This is a genomic window from Brevibacillus parabrevis (assembly GCF_003710905.1).
GTDB classification, from domain to species: domain Bacteria; phylum Bacillota; class Bacilli; order Brevibacillales; family Brevibacillaceae; genus Brevibacillus; species Brevibacillus parabrevis.
Genome location: NZ_RHHV01000005.1, coordinates 587,522 through 606,094 on the forward strand (window position 1 = coordinate 587,522; position 18,573 = coordinate 606,094).

Annotated in this window: 18 protein-coding genes and 1 pseudogene; 16 read left to right on the forward strand and 3 right to left on the reverse strand. The window is 54.4% G+C overall.

What is annotated here, in order from left to right; translation table 11 throughout:
* Nucleotides 1-10: 10 nt before the first annotated feature.
* The 13 genes from EDM60_RS06065 (at nt 11) to EDM60_RS06125 (ending at nt 15,050) form a co-directional block, all read left to right on the forward strand.
* Nucleotides 11-1,462: an aldehyde dehydrogenase gene (locus EDM60_RS06065; RefSeq protein WP_122963142.1), complete on the forward strand. Its 1,452-nt coding sequence runs from the start codon at nt 11-13 to the stop codon at nt 1,460-1,462.
* Nucleotides 1,463-1,493: 31 nt separating this feature from the next.
* Nucleotides 1,494-2,273 carry a 2-keto-4-pentenoate hydratase gene (locus tag EDM60_RS06070; protein ID WP_122963143.1) on the forward strand — a complete coding sequence of 260 codons (780 nt, stop codon included), beginning with the start codon at nt 1,494-1,496 and terminating at the stop codon, nt 2,271-2,273.
* A gap of 14 nt (nt 2,274-2,287) precedes the next feature.
* The gene (locus EDM60_RS06075) at nt 2,288-3,187 is read left to right on the forward strand and encodes an acetaldehyde dehydrogenase (acetylating) (RefSeq protein ID WP_122963144.1); all 900 of its coding nucleotides are present in this window, start codon (nt 2,288-2,290) and stop codon (nt 3,185-3,187) included.
* Complete coding sequence (gene dmpG, locus EDM60_RS06080; protein ID WP_122963145.1) at nt 3,174-4,202, forward strand: 4-hydroxy-2-oxovalerate aldolase; 1,029 nt, start codon at nt 3,174-3,176, stop codon at nt 4,200-4,202. Before EDM60_RS06075 ends, dmpG begins: the two co-directional genes overlap by 14 nt.
* A gap of 3 nt (nt 4,203-4,205) precedes the next feature.
* On the forward strand, nt 4,206-4,997 hold the full coding sequence (locus EDM60_RS06085; protein ID WP_122963146.1) for a 2-keto-4-pentenoate hydratase: 792 nt from the start codon (nt 4,206-4,208) through the stop codon (nt 4,995-4,997).
* A gap of 64 nt (nt 4,998-5,061) precedes the next feature.
* A complete protein-coding gene (locus tag EDM60_RS06090) occupies nt 5,062-5,256 on the forward strand; it encodes a 4-oxalocrotonate tautomerase (RefSeq protein ID WP_122963147.1) in 195 nt (64 codons plus the stop codon).
* A 22-nt stretch (nt 5,257-5,278) separates the two neighbouring features.
* Nucleotides 5,279-6,562: a kynureninase gene (gene kynU / locus EDM60_RS06095; RefSeq protein WP_122963148.1), complete on the forward strand. Its 1,284-nt coding sequence runs from the start codon at nt 5,279-5,281 to the stop codon at nt 6,560-6,562.
* Between the two features lie 56 nt (nt 6,563-6,618).
* Nucleotides 6,619-8,034 (forward strand): amino acid permease, encoded by a 1,416-nt coding sequence (locus tag EDM60_RS06100; protein WP_122963265.1) that lies wholly within the window; start codon nt 6,619-6,621, stop codon nt 8,032-8,034.
* 49 nt (nt 8,035-8,083) lie between these two features.
* Nucleotides 8,084-9,832 carry an LVIVD repeat-containing protein gene (locus EDM60_RS06105; RefSeq protein WP_122963149.1) on the forward strand — a complete coding sequence of 583 codons (1,749 nt, stop codon included), beginning with the start codon at nt 8,084-8,086 and terminating at the stop codon, nt 9,830-9,832.
* Nucleotides 9,833-10,040: 208 nt separating this feature from the next.
* On the forward strand, nt 10,041-11,576 hold the full coding sequence (locus EDM60_RS06110) for a spore germination protein (RefSeq protein ID WP_122963150.1): 1,536 nt from the start codon (nt 10,041-10,043) through the stop codon (nt 11,574-11,576).
* The gene (locus EDM60_RS06115; protein WP_122963151.1) at nt 11,573-12,733 is read left to right on the forward strand and encodes a GerAB/ArcD/ProY family transporter; all 1,161 of its coding nucleotides are present in this window, start codon (nt 11,573-11,575) and stop codon (nt 12,731-12,733) included. Before EDM60_RS06110 ends, EDM60_RS06115 begins: the two co-directional genes overlap by 4 nt.
* Nucleotides 12,726-13,886, forward strand: a complete 1,161-nt coding sequence (locus tag EDM60_RS06120; protein WP_122963152.1) for a Ger(x)C family spore germination protein — start codon at nt 12,726-12,728, stop codon at nt 13,884-13,886. Before EDM60_RS06115 ends, EDM60_RS06120 begins: the two co-directional genes overlap by 8 nt.
* A 12-nt stretch (nt 13,887-13,898) precedes the next feature.
* A complete protein-coding gene (locus EDM60_RS06125) occupies nt 13,899-15,050 on the forward strand; it encodes a GerAB/ArcD/ProY family transporter (protein ID WP_122963153.1) in 1,152 nt (383 codons plus the stop codon).
* A 34-nt stretch (nt 15,051-15,084) separates the two neighbouring features.
* On the opposite strand, the gene sspI is transcribed toward EDM60_RS06125, so the two are convergent.
* The gene (gene sspI, locus EDM60_RS06130; RefSeq protein ID WP_063227234.1) at nt 15,085-15,321 is read right to left on the reverse strand and encodes a small acid-soluble spore protein SspI; all 237 of its coding nucleotides are present in this window, start codon (nt 15,319-15,321) and stop codon (nt 15,085-15,087) included.
* Nucleotides 15,322-15,548: 227 nt separating this feature from the next.
* Between sspI and EDM60_RS06135 the strand changes: the two genes are divergently transcribed.
* The gene (locus tag EDM60_RS06135) at nt 15,549-16,202 is read left to right on the forward strand and encodes a potassium channel family protein (RefSeq protein ID WP_005829288.1); all 654 of its coding nucleotides are present in this window, start codon (nt 15,549-15,551) and stop codon (nt 16,200-16,202) included.
* A 2-nt stretch (nt 16,203-16,204) separates the two neighbouring features.
* Nucleotides 16,205-17,020 carry a 23S rRNA (guanosine(2251)-2'-O)-methyltransferase RlmB gene (gene rlmB, locus EDM60_RS06140; RefSeq protein ID WP_122963154.1) on the forward strand — a complete coding sequence of 272 codons (816 nt, stop codon included), beginning with the start codon at nt 16,205-16,207 and terminating at the stop codon, nt 17,018-17,020.
* A gap of 63 nt (nt 17,021-17,083) precedes the next feature.
* Here rlmB and EDM60_RS06145 read toward each other — a convergent pair.
* A pseudogene (locus EDM60_RS06145) lies at nt 17,084-17,323 on the reverse strand (LysR substrate-binding domain-containing protein); the annotation flags it as partial.
* On the opposite strand from EDM60_RS06145, the gene EDM60_RS06150 reads away from it, so the two are divergent.
* Nucleotides 17,295-17,408, forward strand: a complete 114-nt coding sequence (locus tag EDM60_RS06150) for a zinc-binding dehydrogenase (RefSeq protein ID WP_233454121.1) — start codon at nt 17,295-17,297, stop codon at nt 17,406-17,408. The pseudogene EDM60_RS06145 and the gene EDM60_RS06150 sit on opposite strands and share 29 nt — an antisense overlap.
* Nucleotides 17,409-17,516: 108 nt before the next feature.
* Here the strand turns inward: EDM60_RS06150 and EDM60_RS06155 are convergent, their stop codons facing one another.
* Nucleotides 17,517-18,236, reverse strand: coding sequence for a DUF2225 domain-containing protein (locus tag EDM60_RS06155; RefSeq protein WP_122963155.1), 720 nt, complete (start codon nt 18,234-18,236; stop codon nt 17,517-17,519).
* Nucleotides 18,237-18,573: the final 337 nt, after the last annotated feature.

Sequence of the window (18,573 nt, forward strand, 5' to 3'; positions counted from 1 at the left end):
GGAGGGAACTATGAACAGCATTCACGTGAAAAATGCCAAGCTGTTTATCAACGGCGAGTACGTCGATGCGCAGTCCGGCGAAACGTTTGACACGATCAATCCGGCCACGGGCGAGAAGCTGGCGGAAGTGGCTTGCGCAGACGTACACGATACAAACAGGACGATTGAAGTAGCACAGGCTGCTTTTGAGAGCGGCGTGTGGAGCAAAAAATCGGCCGAGGAACGCGCGGAAATTTTGTGCCGGATGTCTGATCTGGTGATGGAACGCGTGGAAGAGCTGGCGACAGTCGAAACGCTCGATGTCGGCAAACCGATCAAGGAAAGCCTTGGCTTCGATATCCCGCGAGCGGCGCAAAACCTGTGGTTCTTTGCGGAAATGGCGAAGTATGTCCACCATGAGCACTACGACAAAGGCAACTTCATGTCGTACGCCAAATACGCTCCGGCAGGCGTGACCAGCCTGATCATCCCGTGGAATTTGCCGTTCATGCAGATGACGTGGAAAGCTTCTGCGGCGCTGGCGGCAGGCAATACCGTCGTGGTCAAACCGGCGTCGTATACGCCCTTGTCGGCACTCATGCTCGGTGAGATCGCCAACGAAGCTGGCCTTCCTGCTGGCGTTCTGAATATTTTGACGGGACCAGGCGGAACGGTCGGGACGGCCATGACCACCAACCCGCATGTGCGCCGCATCTCGTTTGTCGGCGAGACGACGACAGGCAAAACGATCATGAAAAACGCAGCCGCCGAGCTGATTCCCGTCTCTTTGGAGCTGGGCGGAAAATCGGCGAACATCGTGTTTGCGGACGCGGACCTGGACGAAGCGGTAAAAGGCTCCGTAGAAGCGATTTTCCGCAATCAGGGCGAGATTTGCCTGGCTGGCTCCAGACTTTTGGTGCAAGAGACGGTGTACGAGCCATTTTTGGAAAAGTTCGTGGCCGCCGTGCAGAAGATCAAAGTCGGCGATCCGCTGGCTCCAGACACAGACATGGGCGCGCTCGTCTCCAAAAGCCATCTGGAAACCGTCGATGAGTACGTGCAGATTGGCTTGGCCGAAGGGGCGAAGCTGGCACATGGCGGCAAGCGCGTAGCGGGCCTGGACAAAGGCAATTTTTACGAGCCGACCGTCCTGTACGATGTCGATAACAAAATGCGGGTGGCCCAGGAAGAGATTTTCGGCCCGGTACTGGTCGTCATCCCGTTCAAAACAGAAGAAGACGCGATCCGGATCGCCAACGATTCCATCTACGGACTGGCAGGGGTGGTCTGGACGAACGACTTGCGCCGGGCGCACCGCGTCGCGGCAGGCATCAACTCGGGCTTGTTGTGGATCAATTGCTGGTACGTCCGCGACCTGCGCACGCCTTTTGGCGGATCGAAAGCGAGCGGAATCGGCCGGGAAGGCGGACGCCACAGCTTTGAATTTTATACCGAAGCCAAAACCGTGACGATGAAGCTGTAGGCAGCGGGGAGAGTCGAAAGGTGGTCAGAAGATGGGGAGCTTAGTGGAGACAATCGCGCAAGAACTGCTGGCGGCCGAGCAAAGCTGCCAGCCAGTGGCGCCGATAACGGAACGCTTTGCAGGCTTGGAGGCAAGCGATGCGTATCGCATCCAGCTCAAGGTGTTGGAGAAAAAGCTCGACAGCGGTCGGGCAGTCATCGGCAAAAAAGTCGGGCTGACCAGCCTGGCGATGCAGCGGATGCTCGGTGTGAATGAGCCGGATTACGGTCATTTGCTCGACAACATGCTGGTGTCAAACAACGGGACTGTCGAGGTGAACAGGCTTTTGCTTCCGAAAGTGGAGGCGGAGATCGGCTTCGTGCTCGGAGCGGATTTGCAGGGGCCAAACGTCAACTATCTCGACGTGCTGATGGCGACCGAATATGTGGTGCCGACGCTGGAGATCATCGACAGCCGGATTGCCGACTGGAAGATCAAGCTCGTCGATACGGTAGCGGACAACGGTTCCTCGGCGCTTGTCGTGGTCGGCGATCAGCGCACGCGCCTGGCGGGTCTGGATTTGCGCAGCGTGGGAATGGCGATGTACAAAAATGAGCTTGAAGTGGGAAATGGAGCAGGAGCAGCGGCGCTCGGTCATCCGGCGCACGCAGTGGCCTGGCTGGCAAACAAGCTGCATGAATTTGGCATCAGCCTGAAGGCGGGCGAACTGATTTTGCCGGGAGCGCTGTCTGCTGCTGTCGCTGTTCAAGAGGGAGATGTCGTCACGGCCAGCTTTGGCGCATTGGGTGCCGTAACCGTGACGTTTCGTTAGAGAGGAGACATACTGTGAGAAAAATCAAGGCGGCCATCTTGGGTTCAGGAAACATCGGGACCGACCTGATGTACAAGTTGGAGAGAAGCAGGGAAATCGAGATCGCAGCCGTCATCGGGATTGATCCCGACTCGGATGGTTTACAGCGGGCAAAAGAGCGGGGATATGCGGTATTTGCCAACGGGATACAGGCGATTGTAGATCAGCCTGACATGGCGGAGATCGTGTTTGATGCCACCTCGGCAAAAGCGCACGTGCGTCACGCAAAAGCGCTGAAGGAGCTGGGCAAGGTAGCGATTGACCTGACTCCGGCAGCTCGCGGCCCCTTCGTCTGTCCGGTGGTAAATCTGCAGGAGCAGCTGGAAAAAGAAACAGCCAACGTCAACATGATCACTTGTGGCGGTCAGGCGACGATCCCGATCGTCTATGCGATCAACCGGGTAGCCGATGTCAGCTATGCGGAAATCGTGGCGACGATTGCCAGCAAAAGCGCAGGCCCGGGAACGCGTGCCAATATCGACGAGTTTACCGTGACGACTCGCCAAGGACTGGAGCAAGTCGGGGGAGCGGATCAAGGCAAGGCGCTCATCATCCTCAATCCTGCGGAACCGCCCATTTTGATGCGCGACACGGTGTATTGCGAAGTCAAGCAGATGGATCAGGCGGCGATCCGCCAGTCGATTGCGGAAATGGTCGAGCAAGTGAGACAGTACGTTCCTGGCTACCGATTGAAGCAGGAGCCGCTGTTTGAAGAAAATCGCGTAACCGTGTTCCTGGAGGTCGAGGGTGCGGGAGATTATTTCCCGCCTTACGCAGGCAATTTGGACATCATGACGGCCGCGGCCGTGCGGGTGGGAGAAGAGGTCGCCCGTCATCTTTTGGATGGGAGAGGGGTTAGCCTTGGAACGGAATAGCGATAAACCAATCAAAATAACAGAGGTTTGCTTGCGCGACGGCAGCCACGTCGTTGCCCATCAGTTCACGCGCGAGCAGGTGCAGGCTGTCGCCAAAGGGCTGGACGATGCAGGCGTCCCTTACATCGAAGTCAGCCACGGAGACGGTCTGGGCGGTTCGACGATCCAGTACGGACGCTCTCTCGTCGGTGAGATGGAACTGATTGAAGCGGCAGTTGCTTCGTGCAAACAAGCGAAAGTCGCGGTGTTGCTCATACCGGGCATCGGTACGGTACATGAACTGAAGGAAGCGCAAAACCGCGGGGCGGGACTGGTTCGGGTAGCGACCCATGTGACGGAAGCCGATGTATCTGCCCAGCACATTCACATTGCGCGCGAGCTGGGAATGGAAGTGTGCGGCTTCTTGATGATGGCCCACTCTGCCCCGGTCGAAAAGCTGGTCGAGCAAGCGAAGCTGATGCAGAGCTACGGTGCCGAGGCGGTATACGTGACCGATTCGGCGGGAGCGCTTTTGCCTGATCAGGTACGGGAACGCATTCGCGCGCTGCGCCAATCGCTGGACATCGAAATCGGCTTTCACGCGCATAACAACTTGTCGGTGGCGATCGCCAACACTTTGGTTGCGCTGGAGGAAGGGGCGACCCGGATTGACGGCAGTCTCCGCTGTCTGGGAGCCGGAGCGGGCAACGCACAGACGGAAGTGTTGATTGCGGTGCTGGATCGCATGGGAATGGACATCGGGATTGATTTGTACAAACTGATGGACGTCGCCGAAGAGATCGTTGGCCCGATCATGCCGCACTCCCAGGAAATCCGCAAGGGCAGCCTCGTGATGGGCTATGCCGGAGTTTACTCCAGCTTCCTTTTGCACGCAGAGCGGGCGGGAAAACGGTTTGGCGTCGATCCGCGCGACATTTTGCTGGAAGTAGGCAGGCGCAAAGCCGTCGGCGGACAGGAAGACATGATCATCGATGTCGCGGCTGAACTGGCGAAGTTGCAAAAGGCAGGGGGATGACAGATGACAGTGACGCAGGAAGTGCAAAGCGAGCTGGTCGAATATTTACTTAGGGCACAACGGGAACGGCGTGAGGTGGAAAAGCTGACGGCGAAGTACCCTGACTTGCCCATCGAGACTGCCTATGAGATTCAAGCGCAGCTGATTGCGCGAATGGAAGCTGATGGTGAGCGCTGCATCGGCTTGAAGCTGGGATTGACCAGCAGGGCCAAGCAGCAAATGATGGGGGTGCACGAAGCCATTTACGGCTACCTGACAGACGGGATGCTCGCGCTGGAGTGGGAGCCGCTTTCCTGCCAACGCTTCATCCATCCCAAGGCAGAGCCGGAAATCGCGTTTCTCATGGGCGAAGATTTGGCGGGAACAGCCGTGACGGCCGAAGATGTGCTGCGCGCCACGCGCTATGTCGCGCCAGCCATCGAAATCATCGACAGCCGCTATGAAAATTTCCGTTTCACCCTCCCGGATGTCGTGGCGGACAATTGCTCTTCTTCCGCTTTTCTGGTAGGCAGCAAATGGGTATCGCCCCACGAATTTGATCTCGCGTTAACAGGTGTGGTCATGAGCAAAAATGGCGTGACTCAGACGACAGGCTCCGGAGCGGCCGTGCTGGGATCGCCGGCAGCGGCAATGGCCTGGGCAGTCAACAAGCTGGGCGAGCGCGGACTTGGTTTGAAAAAAGGCCAGATTGTGTTGTCCGGTGCGATCACAGAAGCGATTGCCTTTGAACCGGGTGACGTCATTACCGTGACGGTCGACGGTTTGGGCAGTGTCTCCTTCGGCTGCCAGGCGTAGACCGGCAACATAGTCAACCGAGGCAGCGGCTTTACAGCTTGTTGAAAAGACAGAGGTGATGTTCATGCCAATCGTACAGGTGTCCATCCTGGAAGGCCGAGACAAAGAACAGATCAGACAAATGATTGAGGGCGTTACTCAAGCCATCACAGATAGCTTGCAGGTGAAGCCGGAGCAAGTCCGTGTACTGGTAACAGAGGTTCCCCCTTCCCACTGGGGCGCGGGGGGAGTCACAAAAGAACAATCCCGTTCCCTGTAACGGAAAATCAAGGAGGTCACTCATGTCTCAATCATCTATCCCACTAACACAAAGCTACGCCCAACAGCTGGATGCCCAGGACGAGTTGACAAAATACCGCGAAGAGTTTTACTTGCTGCCTGCCATGTACCTGGATGGCAATTCGCTGGGACTTATGTCAAAACGAGCAGAGAAAAGCTTGCAGGACATCATGCTTTCTTGGAAAGAGCTTGGCATTGACGGTTGGACGACAGGACAGCATCCGTGGTTTTTCCTGCCAGAAAAATTGGGGGAAATGAGTGCGTCGCTCGTCGGGGCTGAACCGGAGGAAGTCATTGTGACTGGTTCTACCACCGTCAACTTGCATCAGTTGGCAGCGACTTTTTATCAGCCGCAAGGGAAAAGAACGAAAATCATTGCGACAGAGCTTGACTTCCCGACCGACATTTACGCCCTGCAAAGCCAAATCAAACTGCACGGCTTGAATCCGGATGAACAGCTGGTTCGCATCGCTTCCCGGGACGGCCGTCTCATTGAAGAAGACGACATTATCAGCGCGATGACAGAGGAAGTCGCACTCGTCATTTTGCCGACTGTGCTCTACCGCAGCGGACAACTGCTCGATATCGAACGTCTGACCAAAGCAGCTCACGAGAGAGGCATCCTGATCGGCTTTGACGGCTGCCACTCGGTAGGAGCCATCCCGCACTACTTCAGCAAGTGGGAAGTGGATTTCGCTTACTGGTGCAACTACAAGTACCTGAACGGCGGCCCTGGCTGCGTAGGAAGCCTGTATGTCAACCGCAAGCATTTTGGCAGAGTACCGGGATTGACAGGCTGGTACAGCTCGAAAAAAGACAAACAGTTCGATATGGAACATACGCTGGACGTCTGCGAGACGGCTGGTGCCTATCAATTGGGAACGCCGAACATGCTAAGCGTCGCACCGCTGCTCGGTTCGCTGGAAATGTTCCAGGAAGTGCCGATCGAGAAGCTCCGCGAAAAGTCGCTCAAGCTTACGAGATACATGATGGATTTGATGGAAGTGGAGCTGGCTGGCATGGGCTTTACCGTAGCGAATCCGACAGAGGACGAACGCCGCGGCGGTCACGTCAGCCTGGAACACGAAGAAGCGGTGCGAATTTGCAAGGCGTTGAAAGAGGGCGGGATCATTCCGGACTTCCGCGCGCCGAACATCATTCGCCTGGCTCCGGTTGCCTTCTACACGACGTACAGCGAAGTCTGGGAAAGCGTGCAAGTGTTAAAAGCGATCATGCAAGAAAAGCGCTACGAAAAATTCGAAAACAAGCGCGGGGTTGTCGCCTAAGCGCTTGGTTAAAGGAGTGAGTGCACTTGGCAAATCAAAATCAATTTCAAGACATCATGGAACGTGAAAAAGGGCTGCAGCGCGGGTTAACCACCCGCCAGCTCGCCATGATTGCCATCGGCGGCGCAATCGGTACGGGGTTGTTTTTGGGAAGCGGGATGGCGATTGGCTTTGCCGGACCGAGCGTAATTGTCAGCTATTTGATCGGGGCCGTGATCGCACTGCTGCTGATGGGCTGCCTCGCGGAAATGACGGTAGCTCATCCGACGACAGGCTCGTTTGGCGCCCATGCGGAGCGTTACGTGAGTCCGTGGGCAGGCTTTTCCGTCCGCTACGCGTACTGGTTCAGTCTGGTCTGCGCGATAGGAACCGAAGTATCTGCGATGTCTGTCTACATGAAATACTGGTTCCCTGACGTTCCAGGCATCATCTGGATTCTCATCTTCTCAGCCGTTCTGCTTTATGTAAACGCTACCAGTGTCAATTTGTTCGGTACCGTCGAATACTGGTTCTCTATGATTAAAGTCGCTGCCATTATTTTGTTTATCGTATTCGGAGCTTATGTCGTATTCGGCGGTAGCGCGAACCCGGAGATCGGCCCGCAAAACTTCACGAACAACGGAGGCTTTTTCCCGAATGGCATGTGGGGCATGTGGATCGCCATTTTCATCTCCTTGTTCAGCTATCTCAGCATTGAAATGATCGCGGTCAGTGCTGGAGAAGCGAAAGAACCGGAAAAAGCGGTTCCGATGGCGTTGAAGTCGGCAGTCGTTCGTCTCGTCCTGTTCTACATCATGACGCTCGCTTTGATGCTGATGATCGTTCCTTGGCAAAATGCCGGAAGTGATGCGAGTCCATTTGTCAAAGTATTTCAAATTATCAATATTCCGGGCGCGGCTGGCATCATGAACTTCGTCGTGCTCACGGCTGCCCTGTCTGCGATGAACAGCCAGCTGTACATTTCTACCCGCATGGTATTTTCCTTGTCCCGCGCAGGCTTCGCTCCTGCCAAACTCGGAGAGCTGAGCAAAAAAGGCGTTCCGGTCAAAGCGCTGGCGCTGTCCACCATCGGAATTGCCATCGCCTCGATTATCAACATCGTCGCACCTGACCAGTCGTTCGTCGTGATGATCTCCCTTTCCAGCTTCGGTGCCATGTTCGCCTGGTTCATGGTCTTTGTCACCCACTTGTTTTTCCGCCGCAAATGGGAGGAAATGGGCGGTCGCAAACTGCCAGTGAGAATGATCGGCTTCCCGTACTTGACGATTATCGGAGCTGTTTTACTGGCTTGCGTCGTACTCTCGACCTGGTTCCAGCCGGAATTTAAGGACACCTTGACTATGGGCTTCCCGCTTTTGCTGCTCATCACGATCGCCTACTTCATCTGGAAAAAGGCAAACCCGGCTGCCTATGAAGCGTCCGTCAACATGGGCAAGCAAGGCGCAAGCGACAAGAAAGACATCCCATCGTAACATCCAGACTTTCATAAAACGTTGAGAGAAAAGGTAGGGGGGAAATTCGATGAAGAACAAGCAGACAAAGCGAGTCGTCAGTGCATGGCTTGCCACTGCGCTCGCGGTAGGCTCGCTCATTCCGTTGACAGCCGTAAATGCTGCGGGAGAGGCTCAGTCAAACAGCTTTACCGCTCCGCGTACCGGGCTGAATGTGAATGCGCCTGATGCGCCGCCGCCGTATCCAAAAGCAGAGCACAAGCTGCTCCCTGGCGAACCGGCGGAGCCTGCGGCTGGTACGTGGGGGTACGATGTCAAAACAGGCAAGTTCAAGCACCCGACTGCTACGCCGGACAACGAAGGGCCGCAGCCGTTCAACGGAAGCTTGCCTTATTTGGATCAAAACCAGTACATCAAAAACATGAAAGTCGAAGGATTTTACCCGTACGTGGCAGGGTGGGGCCACAGCTGGCAAGCCACTTTTGACTTGAATGGCCGCCGCTATTTGTACGACTACGAAACGACGATGTACAACGTGTACGATATTACTGATCCGCGCAATGCCAAGCGCATCGCGTACAAAAACTTTGACACCAAAGTAGAACACCAGTTTGGACCGATGACGATCAAGTACAACAAACAACTCGGCAAGCTGATCGCTGTGCAAGTTTACGAAGTGCCGCGCTACGGTGTACTGTCCAACAAATACACCAATCCCGAAGAAGTGGAAGCGATCAAAAAACGCGAAATGCTGCGCGGCTTCCGGATTTATGAAGTAACCAGCCCGCTGTTTACCGATTGGAAGCTGCTCTCCGAAACGGCGCTTGACCCGAAGGCGAAGCCTGGCGATGCCGTACAGCAAGGCTCGGGCGGTCTGGATGTGCCTGTGTATAACGGCGACAAATATTTGTTTATCGCCGGAGCGCCGGACGACAGCTTCTCCAATACCGAGTACAAAAGCTATCTGTACTCCGCAGGACAACTGGCCTTTGACGTCTCCGATCCGACCAAGCCAAAACGTCTGGATACATGGTGGGTGCCTGGACAGCGCAAAGGGGAAGAAGCGGAATATAACAAAAACCCGCGTGCAGGCAACAAGACGACCTGGATGGGCGCGAGAATGCCGCTGTTCATTCCGAAGCCGGTTGAACAGGGCGGCAAGTACGGCTATGCAGCGATGGGCGGCTACGGCTTCTGGGTAGTGGACATCAGCGATCCGAACAACATGAAAGCCGTATCCCATATCGACATGCCGATGAGTGTGAGCGGTACGGAAGGCGACAATATCGATGTGACCAAAGTAGAGACGACCGGAATGGTCTATTACAGCGGCTACCCGCTTGGCGAAGACTGCCACGAGCCGTACAAGGAAATTTATGCGATCGACGTTCGCGACCCGCTGAAACCGAAAATCGCCATGACCTTGCCACGGCCTACGCCGCCAAGCGACGCTCCGTTCACAGACTACTGCCAGCGTCGCGGCAGCTTCGGACCGAAGCGCAGCGGCTACGCGGCGATTCAGCCGGGCACGCCTAGCCAAACGGTCATGCCGTACGCCTTTTACAACGCAGGCGTGCAAGTCTTTGACCTGAAAGACCCGAACAAACCGACGATTGGCGCTTACTTTGTGCCAAAAATGTCCGGAGAATACTTGAGCAACGACGGCAGCGGCTTCGAGCAGAGCGAGCACTCCAATCCGGTGCACAGCATTTTCGTCGAGTGGGATCGCAACCTCGTGTGGGCTTTCTCCAACCACGGCATCTACGTGCTGTCCACCCCGCTTCTGGGCAACCCGGTCAACGGATTGCCGAAAAAGTAGCCGCAACGGATGGCTCAAAAAAGAGAGGGTTTCGACTTTAGGAGACTACTGAAAAAGCCCCGTTGATACAGAATAGGTACAGCCACTCACAAAACCGAGGGCGCTGTACCTTTTTTCTTGTTTCCTTAAAAAATGGGTTTTCATTTCCTTTCTTGGGCACACTATCCGTACTCGATATCGCATGCCCACAATCTAGGAGGGGAAGGCGTTGAGCCAGTTTTGGAAAGCGTGGCAAAAGCGGAAGGACACCCTTCAGGAGAAGGCGCTACATCATCATACGGACAGAAGTATGGAAAATATTTCGGATATAGAGCTTTCATTGGTGATTGATGAAAATATCATGATGATCGAGAAAGGCTTGGGCGATTGCGATGATCTGGTCATCCGGCGTTTCCGGGACAAGCGGGATACCGATTGCGCGATCGTGTTTCTGGACGGGATGGTCGATCGCAACATTATTAGCGAATTTATCATCACGTATATGACCAACCCGCAAATTCCCGTCGATCTGCCCGCGTCAAACGAGCTGGAGTCCACCGACGGGCTGAGACAGGTCATCCGCAATGTTTTGTCGGGAACCGCTGTGCTCATGCGAAATGGCGAAAGCAAAGCGTACTTGAACAACACGCGCGGCTGGGACAGACGAAGCGTGGACGAGCCGCAGACAGAGTCTGTCGTGCGCGGGCCGCGGGATGGCTTTTGCGAGACGCTCTGTGTCAACTCCGCGCTGATCCGGTTTCGCCTGAAGGACCCGAACCTGCGGGTGCGCCACATGGTCATCGGGCAACGGACGCAGACGGATATTTATGTGATGTACATCGAGGGGATCGCCCATCCGCCGATGGTGCAAGAAGTGCTGGCGCGCATGGAAAAAATCAATGTCGATTCCATCCTGGAGAGCGGCTACATCGAGCAGTTGATCCAGGATCGCAGGTGGTCGCCTTTTCCCCAAATTCAAAATACCGAGAGGCCGGACAAGGTCGTGGCTAACCTGCTGGAAGGAAAAGTAGGCATCCTGGTCGACGGGACGCCTTTTGCCTTGATTGCTCCGGCTGTGTTCTCCCAGTTTTATCAAAGCCCGGAGGATTACTATGAACGATTTTACATTGCGACACTGCTGCGGTTTATTCGCATCATCAGTATTTCGATCGCCTTGCTCCTGCCGTCCCTGTACATTGCCTTCAGCGCCTTTCACCCGGAAATGATCCCGTCCCGGCTCGTGATTGCGATGGCAGCGGGCAGGTCGACGGTTCCGTTTCCTTCGCTGGTAGAGGCGTTGTTCATGGAGCTGGCCATCGAGATTTTGCGGGAGGCGAGCGTCCGGCTGCCAGGGCCGATCGGACCGACAATCGGGATCGTCGGAGCGCTGGTAGTAGGGGAGGCGGCGGTGTCTGCCGGGCTGGTCAGTCCGGTCATGGTCATCATTGTCGCGGTGACGACGATCGGATCATTTGCGTCTCCCAGCTACAGCGCGGCGATTGCCATCCGGATGCTGCGCTTTCCGGTCATGCTTCTCGCGGGAATGTTCGGCTTGTACGGGATCATGCTGTTTTTGATCGTCATTTTGATTCATTTGTCCTCGCTCAAGTCGTTCGGCGTGCCGTACATGTCGCCGCTCAGTCCGCTGAATTTGAGGGGGATGAAAGATTTGTTCATCCGGGCGCCGCACCATTTGCTGCGAACTCGCCCCACCATGTTTCATGTACACGATGAAATCCGAATGAGAGAGGATGAAAAACCGTGAGCAGGCAGGACGTGAGCAGCCAACAACAAACGTTTTCCTTGTGGCAGCAGACGTCCTTGATTACCAGCACGCTGATTGGGGTAGGGGTTTTGACCTTGCCGCGCACCACCTCGGCCATCTTGTATGAGGCGGGATGGATGTCACCCCTGTTCGGTTCGATCGTCGCTTTTGTCTCCGTCTGGATGATCGCCAAGCTCAGCCAGCATTTTCCGGGGATGACCTTCATCGAATACAGCACGATTGTCTGGGGAGCGAAAAAAAACTCGCGCATGGGAAAATGGCTCAGTCTCCCCTGGATCATCCTTTATCTCGGGTTTATGTACTTGTCGACGGCAATCGTCTCGCGGATTTTTGGCGAGGTGGTAGTGACATCGGTTTTGCTGGATACGCCGCTCGAAGTGATTATCATTACCATGTTTTTGCTGGCATTCATTCTTTCCTTGCACGATCTGGAGGTTGTCGCGCGCATCAACGAGCTGTTGCTGCCGATGATTTTGTTTCCGCTTTTGTTCATCGCGTTTGCGTCCTTTCAAAAAGCGGAGTGGAACAATCTGCTGCCGCTTTTTCGAGCTAGTGGCTCCTCCTTGATCAAGGGGGCTTACGAGGCGATTTATTCTTTTTCCGGCTATGAGATCATGCTCATCTTTTTTGCTTACGCGCATGAAAATCAAAGCAAGGTGAGGGCAGGTTTTTACGGGATCGCGATGGGCATGTTCGTCTACACCTTGATTGTCGTGGCTGGCATTGTCGTATTCGGCTACGAGGAGCTGCAGCGCGTGGCCTGGCCGACTCTGGAGCTGGTGAAAACGACGCAAGTGCCCGGATTGATCCTGGAACGTCTGGAATCGGCTTTTCTCGCTGTGTGGGTTACCGCTGTGTTTACGACAGTGGCGAACGCTTACTACGCCGTCGTATACGGATTGCGGCAGCTGTTCAACAGAGGGTTGGGCTTTCAGCGATTGATCTCGGCTATCATGTTCATTCCGCTCTACTATATCGCGCTGTGGCCGCAAAACATCGTCGAAATGTTTCGGGCCAGCTCCTACTTGGGCATATACAGCCTCATCCTCAATCTGGGAATACCGGCCCTCTACTTGACTATGCTTTTCTTCCGAGGTGTGGGACGAAAACAAAAGGAGAGGAATGCAGATGGCTAAAGGGTGGCTCCGAATGGCAATTGTTTGTTTGTGCGCCTCTCTTTTGACAGGATGCTGGGACAGAAGAGAGCTGGAGGAGCGAACCTCCGTCCTCGCGATCGCGATCGATATGGCAGAAGGACAAAAAGATTTGTACAGATTGACTGTGCAAATTCCGATTCCGATCAAAATCGCGGGAAGCAGCGGACAGGGAGGCGGCGGGAATGCCGATGCGGTAAAAATCATGAGCGTGACCGGGCGGACGATTCTCGATGCCAACAACAACCTGCAATTGCGGCTGAACCAAAAGCTGTTTTTGGGCCATACCCGCGTGCTCGCTGTCAGTGAAGAAGTGGCGAAAAAAGGAATCAGCGACATCATGGACAGCTTCCGCCGCGAACCGCAAATCCGCCGCCTGATGTGGCCGATCGTCGTCAAAGGAGAAGCCGCCACCTTGCTCAAAATCAAGCCGCAACTGGCGCAAATCCCTGTCGTGTTTCTCATGGATCTGATTGAGAACGGAGTGAAGATGGGCGCGATCCCGGATCAGACTTTGGGAGACTATTTCAACCAAACGTCCAACAAATCGATGCAGCCGTTCCTAAACTACGTGCAGGCAAGCGCAACCGAAGTGCGCTGGCGAGGTGTGGCCGTCTTTCGCGAGCACAAGATGGTAGGCACGCTGAACGATGTTCAGTCGTGGTCGCTTTTGCAACTGCGCAACGAAGACCGGGGAGGCGATGTCGTCATCCCGTTGCCCAATACAGACAACGGCTATGTCACCTTTCGCCCCCATTTTGTCAAAACCAGGCTGGAGCTTACGGAGAAAAGCAAGGGAGGAAACAAAAACAACGAAGCGTTTGCGGCGATGTTTTACTGTGAGCTGCAGGGCGATATCGTGGAAGTGACCGCGAATACGAAAGTGTCGCCGGAAAAGTTTATCCAGGACATGCAGCGGCTGATCAAAAAAGAAATGGAGGAGCGGGCGAAAAAGCTGTTCTACCAGTTGCAAAAAGAAGACAACAGTGACATTTTGAAACTCGGCCTTGCTCTTCGGGCACACCATTACCGCGATTACTGGGAGAAGCACGATTGGCATAAGGATTTTAAAAATTTTCCAATTGGCGTAGATTATACGATCAAAGTTCGCCGCTTAGGGATGGAAATGCAATAGGAGCCGATGAAGATGGAAAATCAACGGGGCAGCATCAGTACATGGCAACTAATCGCAATCCTGATCAGCTCGATGATCGGTGTAGGCATCCTTACCTTGCCGCGGACAGCAACGACCCAGATGCAGGAGATGGGGTGGCTGGGGCCGCTGATCGGCGGATTGATTGCGGTCATTCCGCTCATGTCCATCATTTACTTGAGCAAACAGTACCCGGGTTTGACTTTTGTCGAATACGCTCCACTTATATTTGGCGGCAAACGTCACCAGACATGGGGGAAAATTCTCCATTTCCCCTGGATTCTCGCCTACCTCTTGTTTCAGTTTTTGAATACGGGCATGGTGGCGCGCGGGTTTGGCGAAGTGATCGTGACGACCGTGCTTTTGGATACACCGCTGGAAGTAATCGTGCTGACCTTGTTCATGATTGTTCTCTATTTGTGCATGCATGAGTTCGAGGTGCTGGTCCGTGTGAACGAGCTGTTGTTTCCGATCATGTTTGTTCCGATCCTGATCATTCCGTATGTGACGATCAATAGCGCGAGCTGGTACAACCTGCTTCCGTTGCACATCGACTCGTGGAAAGGGACTGCCGAAACCGCCATCGGGACGTTTACGATGTACACGGGATTTGAGCTGATGATGATCTACTTCGGATTGGCTATGCCGGGGGCGAGAATTGCGCTTGCTACATGGGGCGGGTTGAGCTTTACAGTCGTGTCGTACGTGCTGACAGTGGCAGCGGGCATTGTCGTGTTTGGCTACGAAGAACTGCAACACCTCATCTGGCCGACATTGGAGATGGTCAAGACAGCGCAGCGGACAGGCTGGTTTCTGGAGCGGATGGAGTCCGCTTTTCTCACGATCTGGATGGCTTCTGTCTTCACGACGTTTGGCAACATGTACTATACGATGATTTACGCGACGCGCTTGTGGCTGAAGAAGGGAATCCGATTCCAGCGCATCGCTGCCCTTGTTTTCATCATCCCGCTTTTTTATGTCTCGCTGGGACCACAAAACATCGTCGAGTTTTTCGCCTATGCCCAGAAGTTGACGTATTTCAGCTATTTGCCAACCGTGCTCTTTCCGACTCTGTTGGCGGTCATCCAGTTGTTTCGGGCGAGAGGTGCTCATGCTGTGGCAGACGACAAAAAGGGAGGGACGTAAAGTCGTCTCTCCCTTTTGCCTGATGTCTTTTGGATTAAATCGGCTTTTCTGCCTGAGCGGGCAAGTGGGATGCGATCGTCTCCACCATCTCCTGGCGGGCGGAGGAGTCGCTGTTTTGCCACAGCACTTCAAACAGGACGCCGAGACCAGGCAATGTTTTTTCCTGGCCGCTTGTGATCGCATCGGTGATCGTTTCTTGTACCGCTCCTGAATCGGAGCCTTGCATTTTGTACATGATCGCTTGACGCAAATTGAGCGAGGCAATGTTCATAACCTTATCTAGCACCTCTCTTGTGTAAATGAATACATGGGTTAGTATTTGTCTTCGCGGGATTGCCCATACCCCCTTTTGTGGCGAGGGATTTCATTGTACTATCAGAAAGTGCCGAATCATAAGGCTGGAAAAAGTAATGCAACTTTGGCGCTCTCTTGTGCAAAGCACGGTTTGCTAATGCTATAATGCTTCATATTGGATATGGATCGAAGGAGAAGATCAGCATGTCAAAACAATTTGCCATTATCGGGATGGGACGGTTTGGTTCCAGCGTGGCCAGAACGTTGTACGAAATGGATTACGAAGTGATGGGAATCGATGAAAACGAAGAACGCATCAATGAAAATATTCAGTACGTCACCCACGCGGTTGCGGCTGACTCGACAGATGAACGGGCTTTGAAAGAAATCGGCATTCGCAACTTCGACGTGGTTGTCGTGGCGATCGGGGTGGATATTCAGGCGAGCATTTTGACAGTCCTGACACTCAAGGAACTGGGCGTGAAAAAGATCGTCGCCAAGGCGCAAAACGAGCGACACGGACAAGTGTTGTACAAGGTGGGAGCCGACCGGGTCGTATTCCCCGAGCGGGACATGGGCGTGCGGGTAGCGCACAACCTCATCTCCGCCAACGTCCTCGATTTTATCGAACTGGCAGAAGACTACAGCGTGGCAGAGGTCGTGGTATCGTCCAAACTGGTAGGCCAGAACTTGAGACAGCTCGATATCCGCCGAAAATACGAGGTCAACGTCATCGCGATCAAGAGCGGAGACAAATTCAATATTGCACCAAGCCCGGATGAAGTCATTCAGTACGGAGACGTGCTTGTCGTGATCGGAAACAACAAAGATTTGAAAGCATTTGAGGAGCGGGCGTAACCATGGCATATGAAATCATCACTTCTGTTCAAAACCCGCTGGTGAAAAGACTTCACCAGTTGCTCGATAAAAAAGGCCGGGAGGAGCAGGGGCGTTTTCTCGTCGAAGGCGCCCATCTGGTAGAAGAGGCGCTGAAAAGCGGAGCGCACGTCGTGACAGTCCTGTACGATCAGGAGCGGAATCTCGATCCGGCCTGCCAGCGGGCACTCGCGAATCATCCCCAGGATACGCAGGTGATCGCAGCTTCTGCTGCTGTTTTGGCCAAGCTGTCGGAAACGAAGTCGCCGCAAGGGATTGTGGCTGAAGTAAACAAGACGGCGAACGAATGGGACGAATGGGTGAACAAGCTGTCCGACCAGGACGACACGCTGCTGTTGTTCCTCGACGAAATCCAGGACCCGGGCAATCTGGGCACGATTTTGCGGACGGCAGAAGCGGCTGGAGTCGACGGGGTCGTGCTCGGTAAAGGCAGCGTCGACATCTACAACGGCAAAGTCGTGCGCGCCACGATGGGAGCGATGTTCCGCCTCCCGCTGTTCATGCGGGAACTGGGCCAAGCGGCAGAAGAGTGGAAGCGCCAGGGCGGCCGTGTCCTCGTCTCTTCTTTGGCACAGGACAGCGTAGCGTACGATCAGGCGGAGTATTCCGGCAAAATCGCGCTCGTCATCGGCAACGAAGGCAGAGGCGTTTCCAAAGAGATGCTGGCGTGCGCGGACCAATTCGTGCACATTCCGCTGTACGGCAAAGCAGAGTCGCTGAATGCCGCGGTCGCGGCGGGAATTTTTGTGTATGAGGCACAGCGCAACAGAAGACGGTGACACGTAACCAAAACAGGGATACTGGGCATTGCTCCAGTGTCCCTGTTGTTTTTGACCGTGAGTTCAACCAGCTTCAGCCGATTCGGCAAAGTACCTGATGAGAAAGTCGCGAAATTTGCGGGCAGCGAGGGAGAGGTAGCGCTTTTCGTGCCAAACAATCTGGAAATTGCGCTGGCAAACGGGGAACTCAATGCGCAGCAAGTTCAGCGGGGAGTTCGGGCCTCCGCAGTTGCCTACCAACGCGACGCCAAGCCCGGCCCGGACAAGGCTTGCAATGGCGGCAGGCTCGTCGACCCGGCACACTTTCCCGCTGGAGCAGGCCGGCGATGCGCATCGGGCCATCGAAGCGAGGCGCGGACGCGGGAAGATCGTCCTTACCATCGACTAAGCAAGGGCGGGAGAGAACCAGAGGGTGCCGCGCCCTTTTGCCCTTTTTCACTCACGCAGCCAATAAAAAAGGCATTCCAACAAAGTTGAAATACCTGCATGCTGCATGTCAGCCGATTTTTTGCTCGCTTTTTTTCTCTTTAAATTCCTCGCGCGCCAGCTGCCATTGATCTTGCGCCATGCGAATGATGCCGCTTTCGATCGTGTGATTGCGGAAAGCGAGTGCCTTGCCGAAATACTTGATGGCGAGATCGAATTTTTCCAGGCGGCGGTACAGCTCGCCGATGAGGTACAGAAGGCGCACTTCAGACATGTCCTTGTCGCCGCGCGTATAGTCGGAGTGAATGTACGACTCTTCGTACTCGTCTACTGCCATCGCGATGAAGCGCAGTTCTTCCGGGAGGTTGTTCTGGTAACGGTACAGCCAGGCAAGCCGCAAGTACAGGCCGGCTTTCACCGAGTGCGGCTGGTCTGTCAACTCAGCGGCGTAAATCGCCAGCTTGTAGCTGACAATCGCTTCCGGCACCTTGCGAATCGAGCCGAAGTCTTTTGTTTGCCACTTTGAAGAGATATGCTCAGCGACCGCCTGCTTTTGCCATGGAGCAAGCTTGGTTGTGAACTGGTCGGTAAAAGCAAAGCCGCATGTCGGGCATACATTTACGGTGTACAATATCGGATTCAAGGACTGCTCCTTGAAAGTGGTATAGAAGTCGCTGTCGCGGTGAATCATGGTAAGAGTTCCGCTTCTGACTCGCTTGGTGGAGAAGGCTGCTTCGCAGTGCCGACAGACATTGGTTTTATCATAGAGGGCCGAAACCTTATCGATCATGTCAAAAGTCCCCTTTCAGATTCGCGAAAATCGATCTAGGGCAAGCAAGTGAGTATGTAACATTTGTAGAATTGAAAGTTAGCTCTTGTTGCGCTATAATTTTCCTACATCTTGATTATAACGCAAAGCGATGACGGAGACTAGTACGCAGGTCCTATCTGTTTTTCAGGGAGAAGATGCCACAGACTGCGAGCATCTTTAGCACGATAGCTGCCGAATTCACTCCGTAGCCGCACTCTGAACCGCATTGGCGCAGTAGGAGCAGCCGGGTCATTCCCGTTACCAATGAACTGAAGTGAGGCAGAAGTCTTGCTCGCAGTTAGTGATAATGTCACGG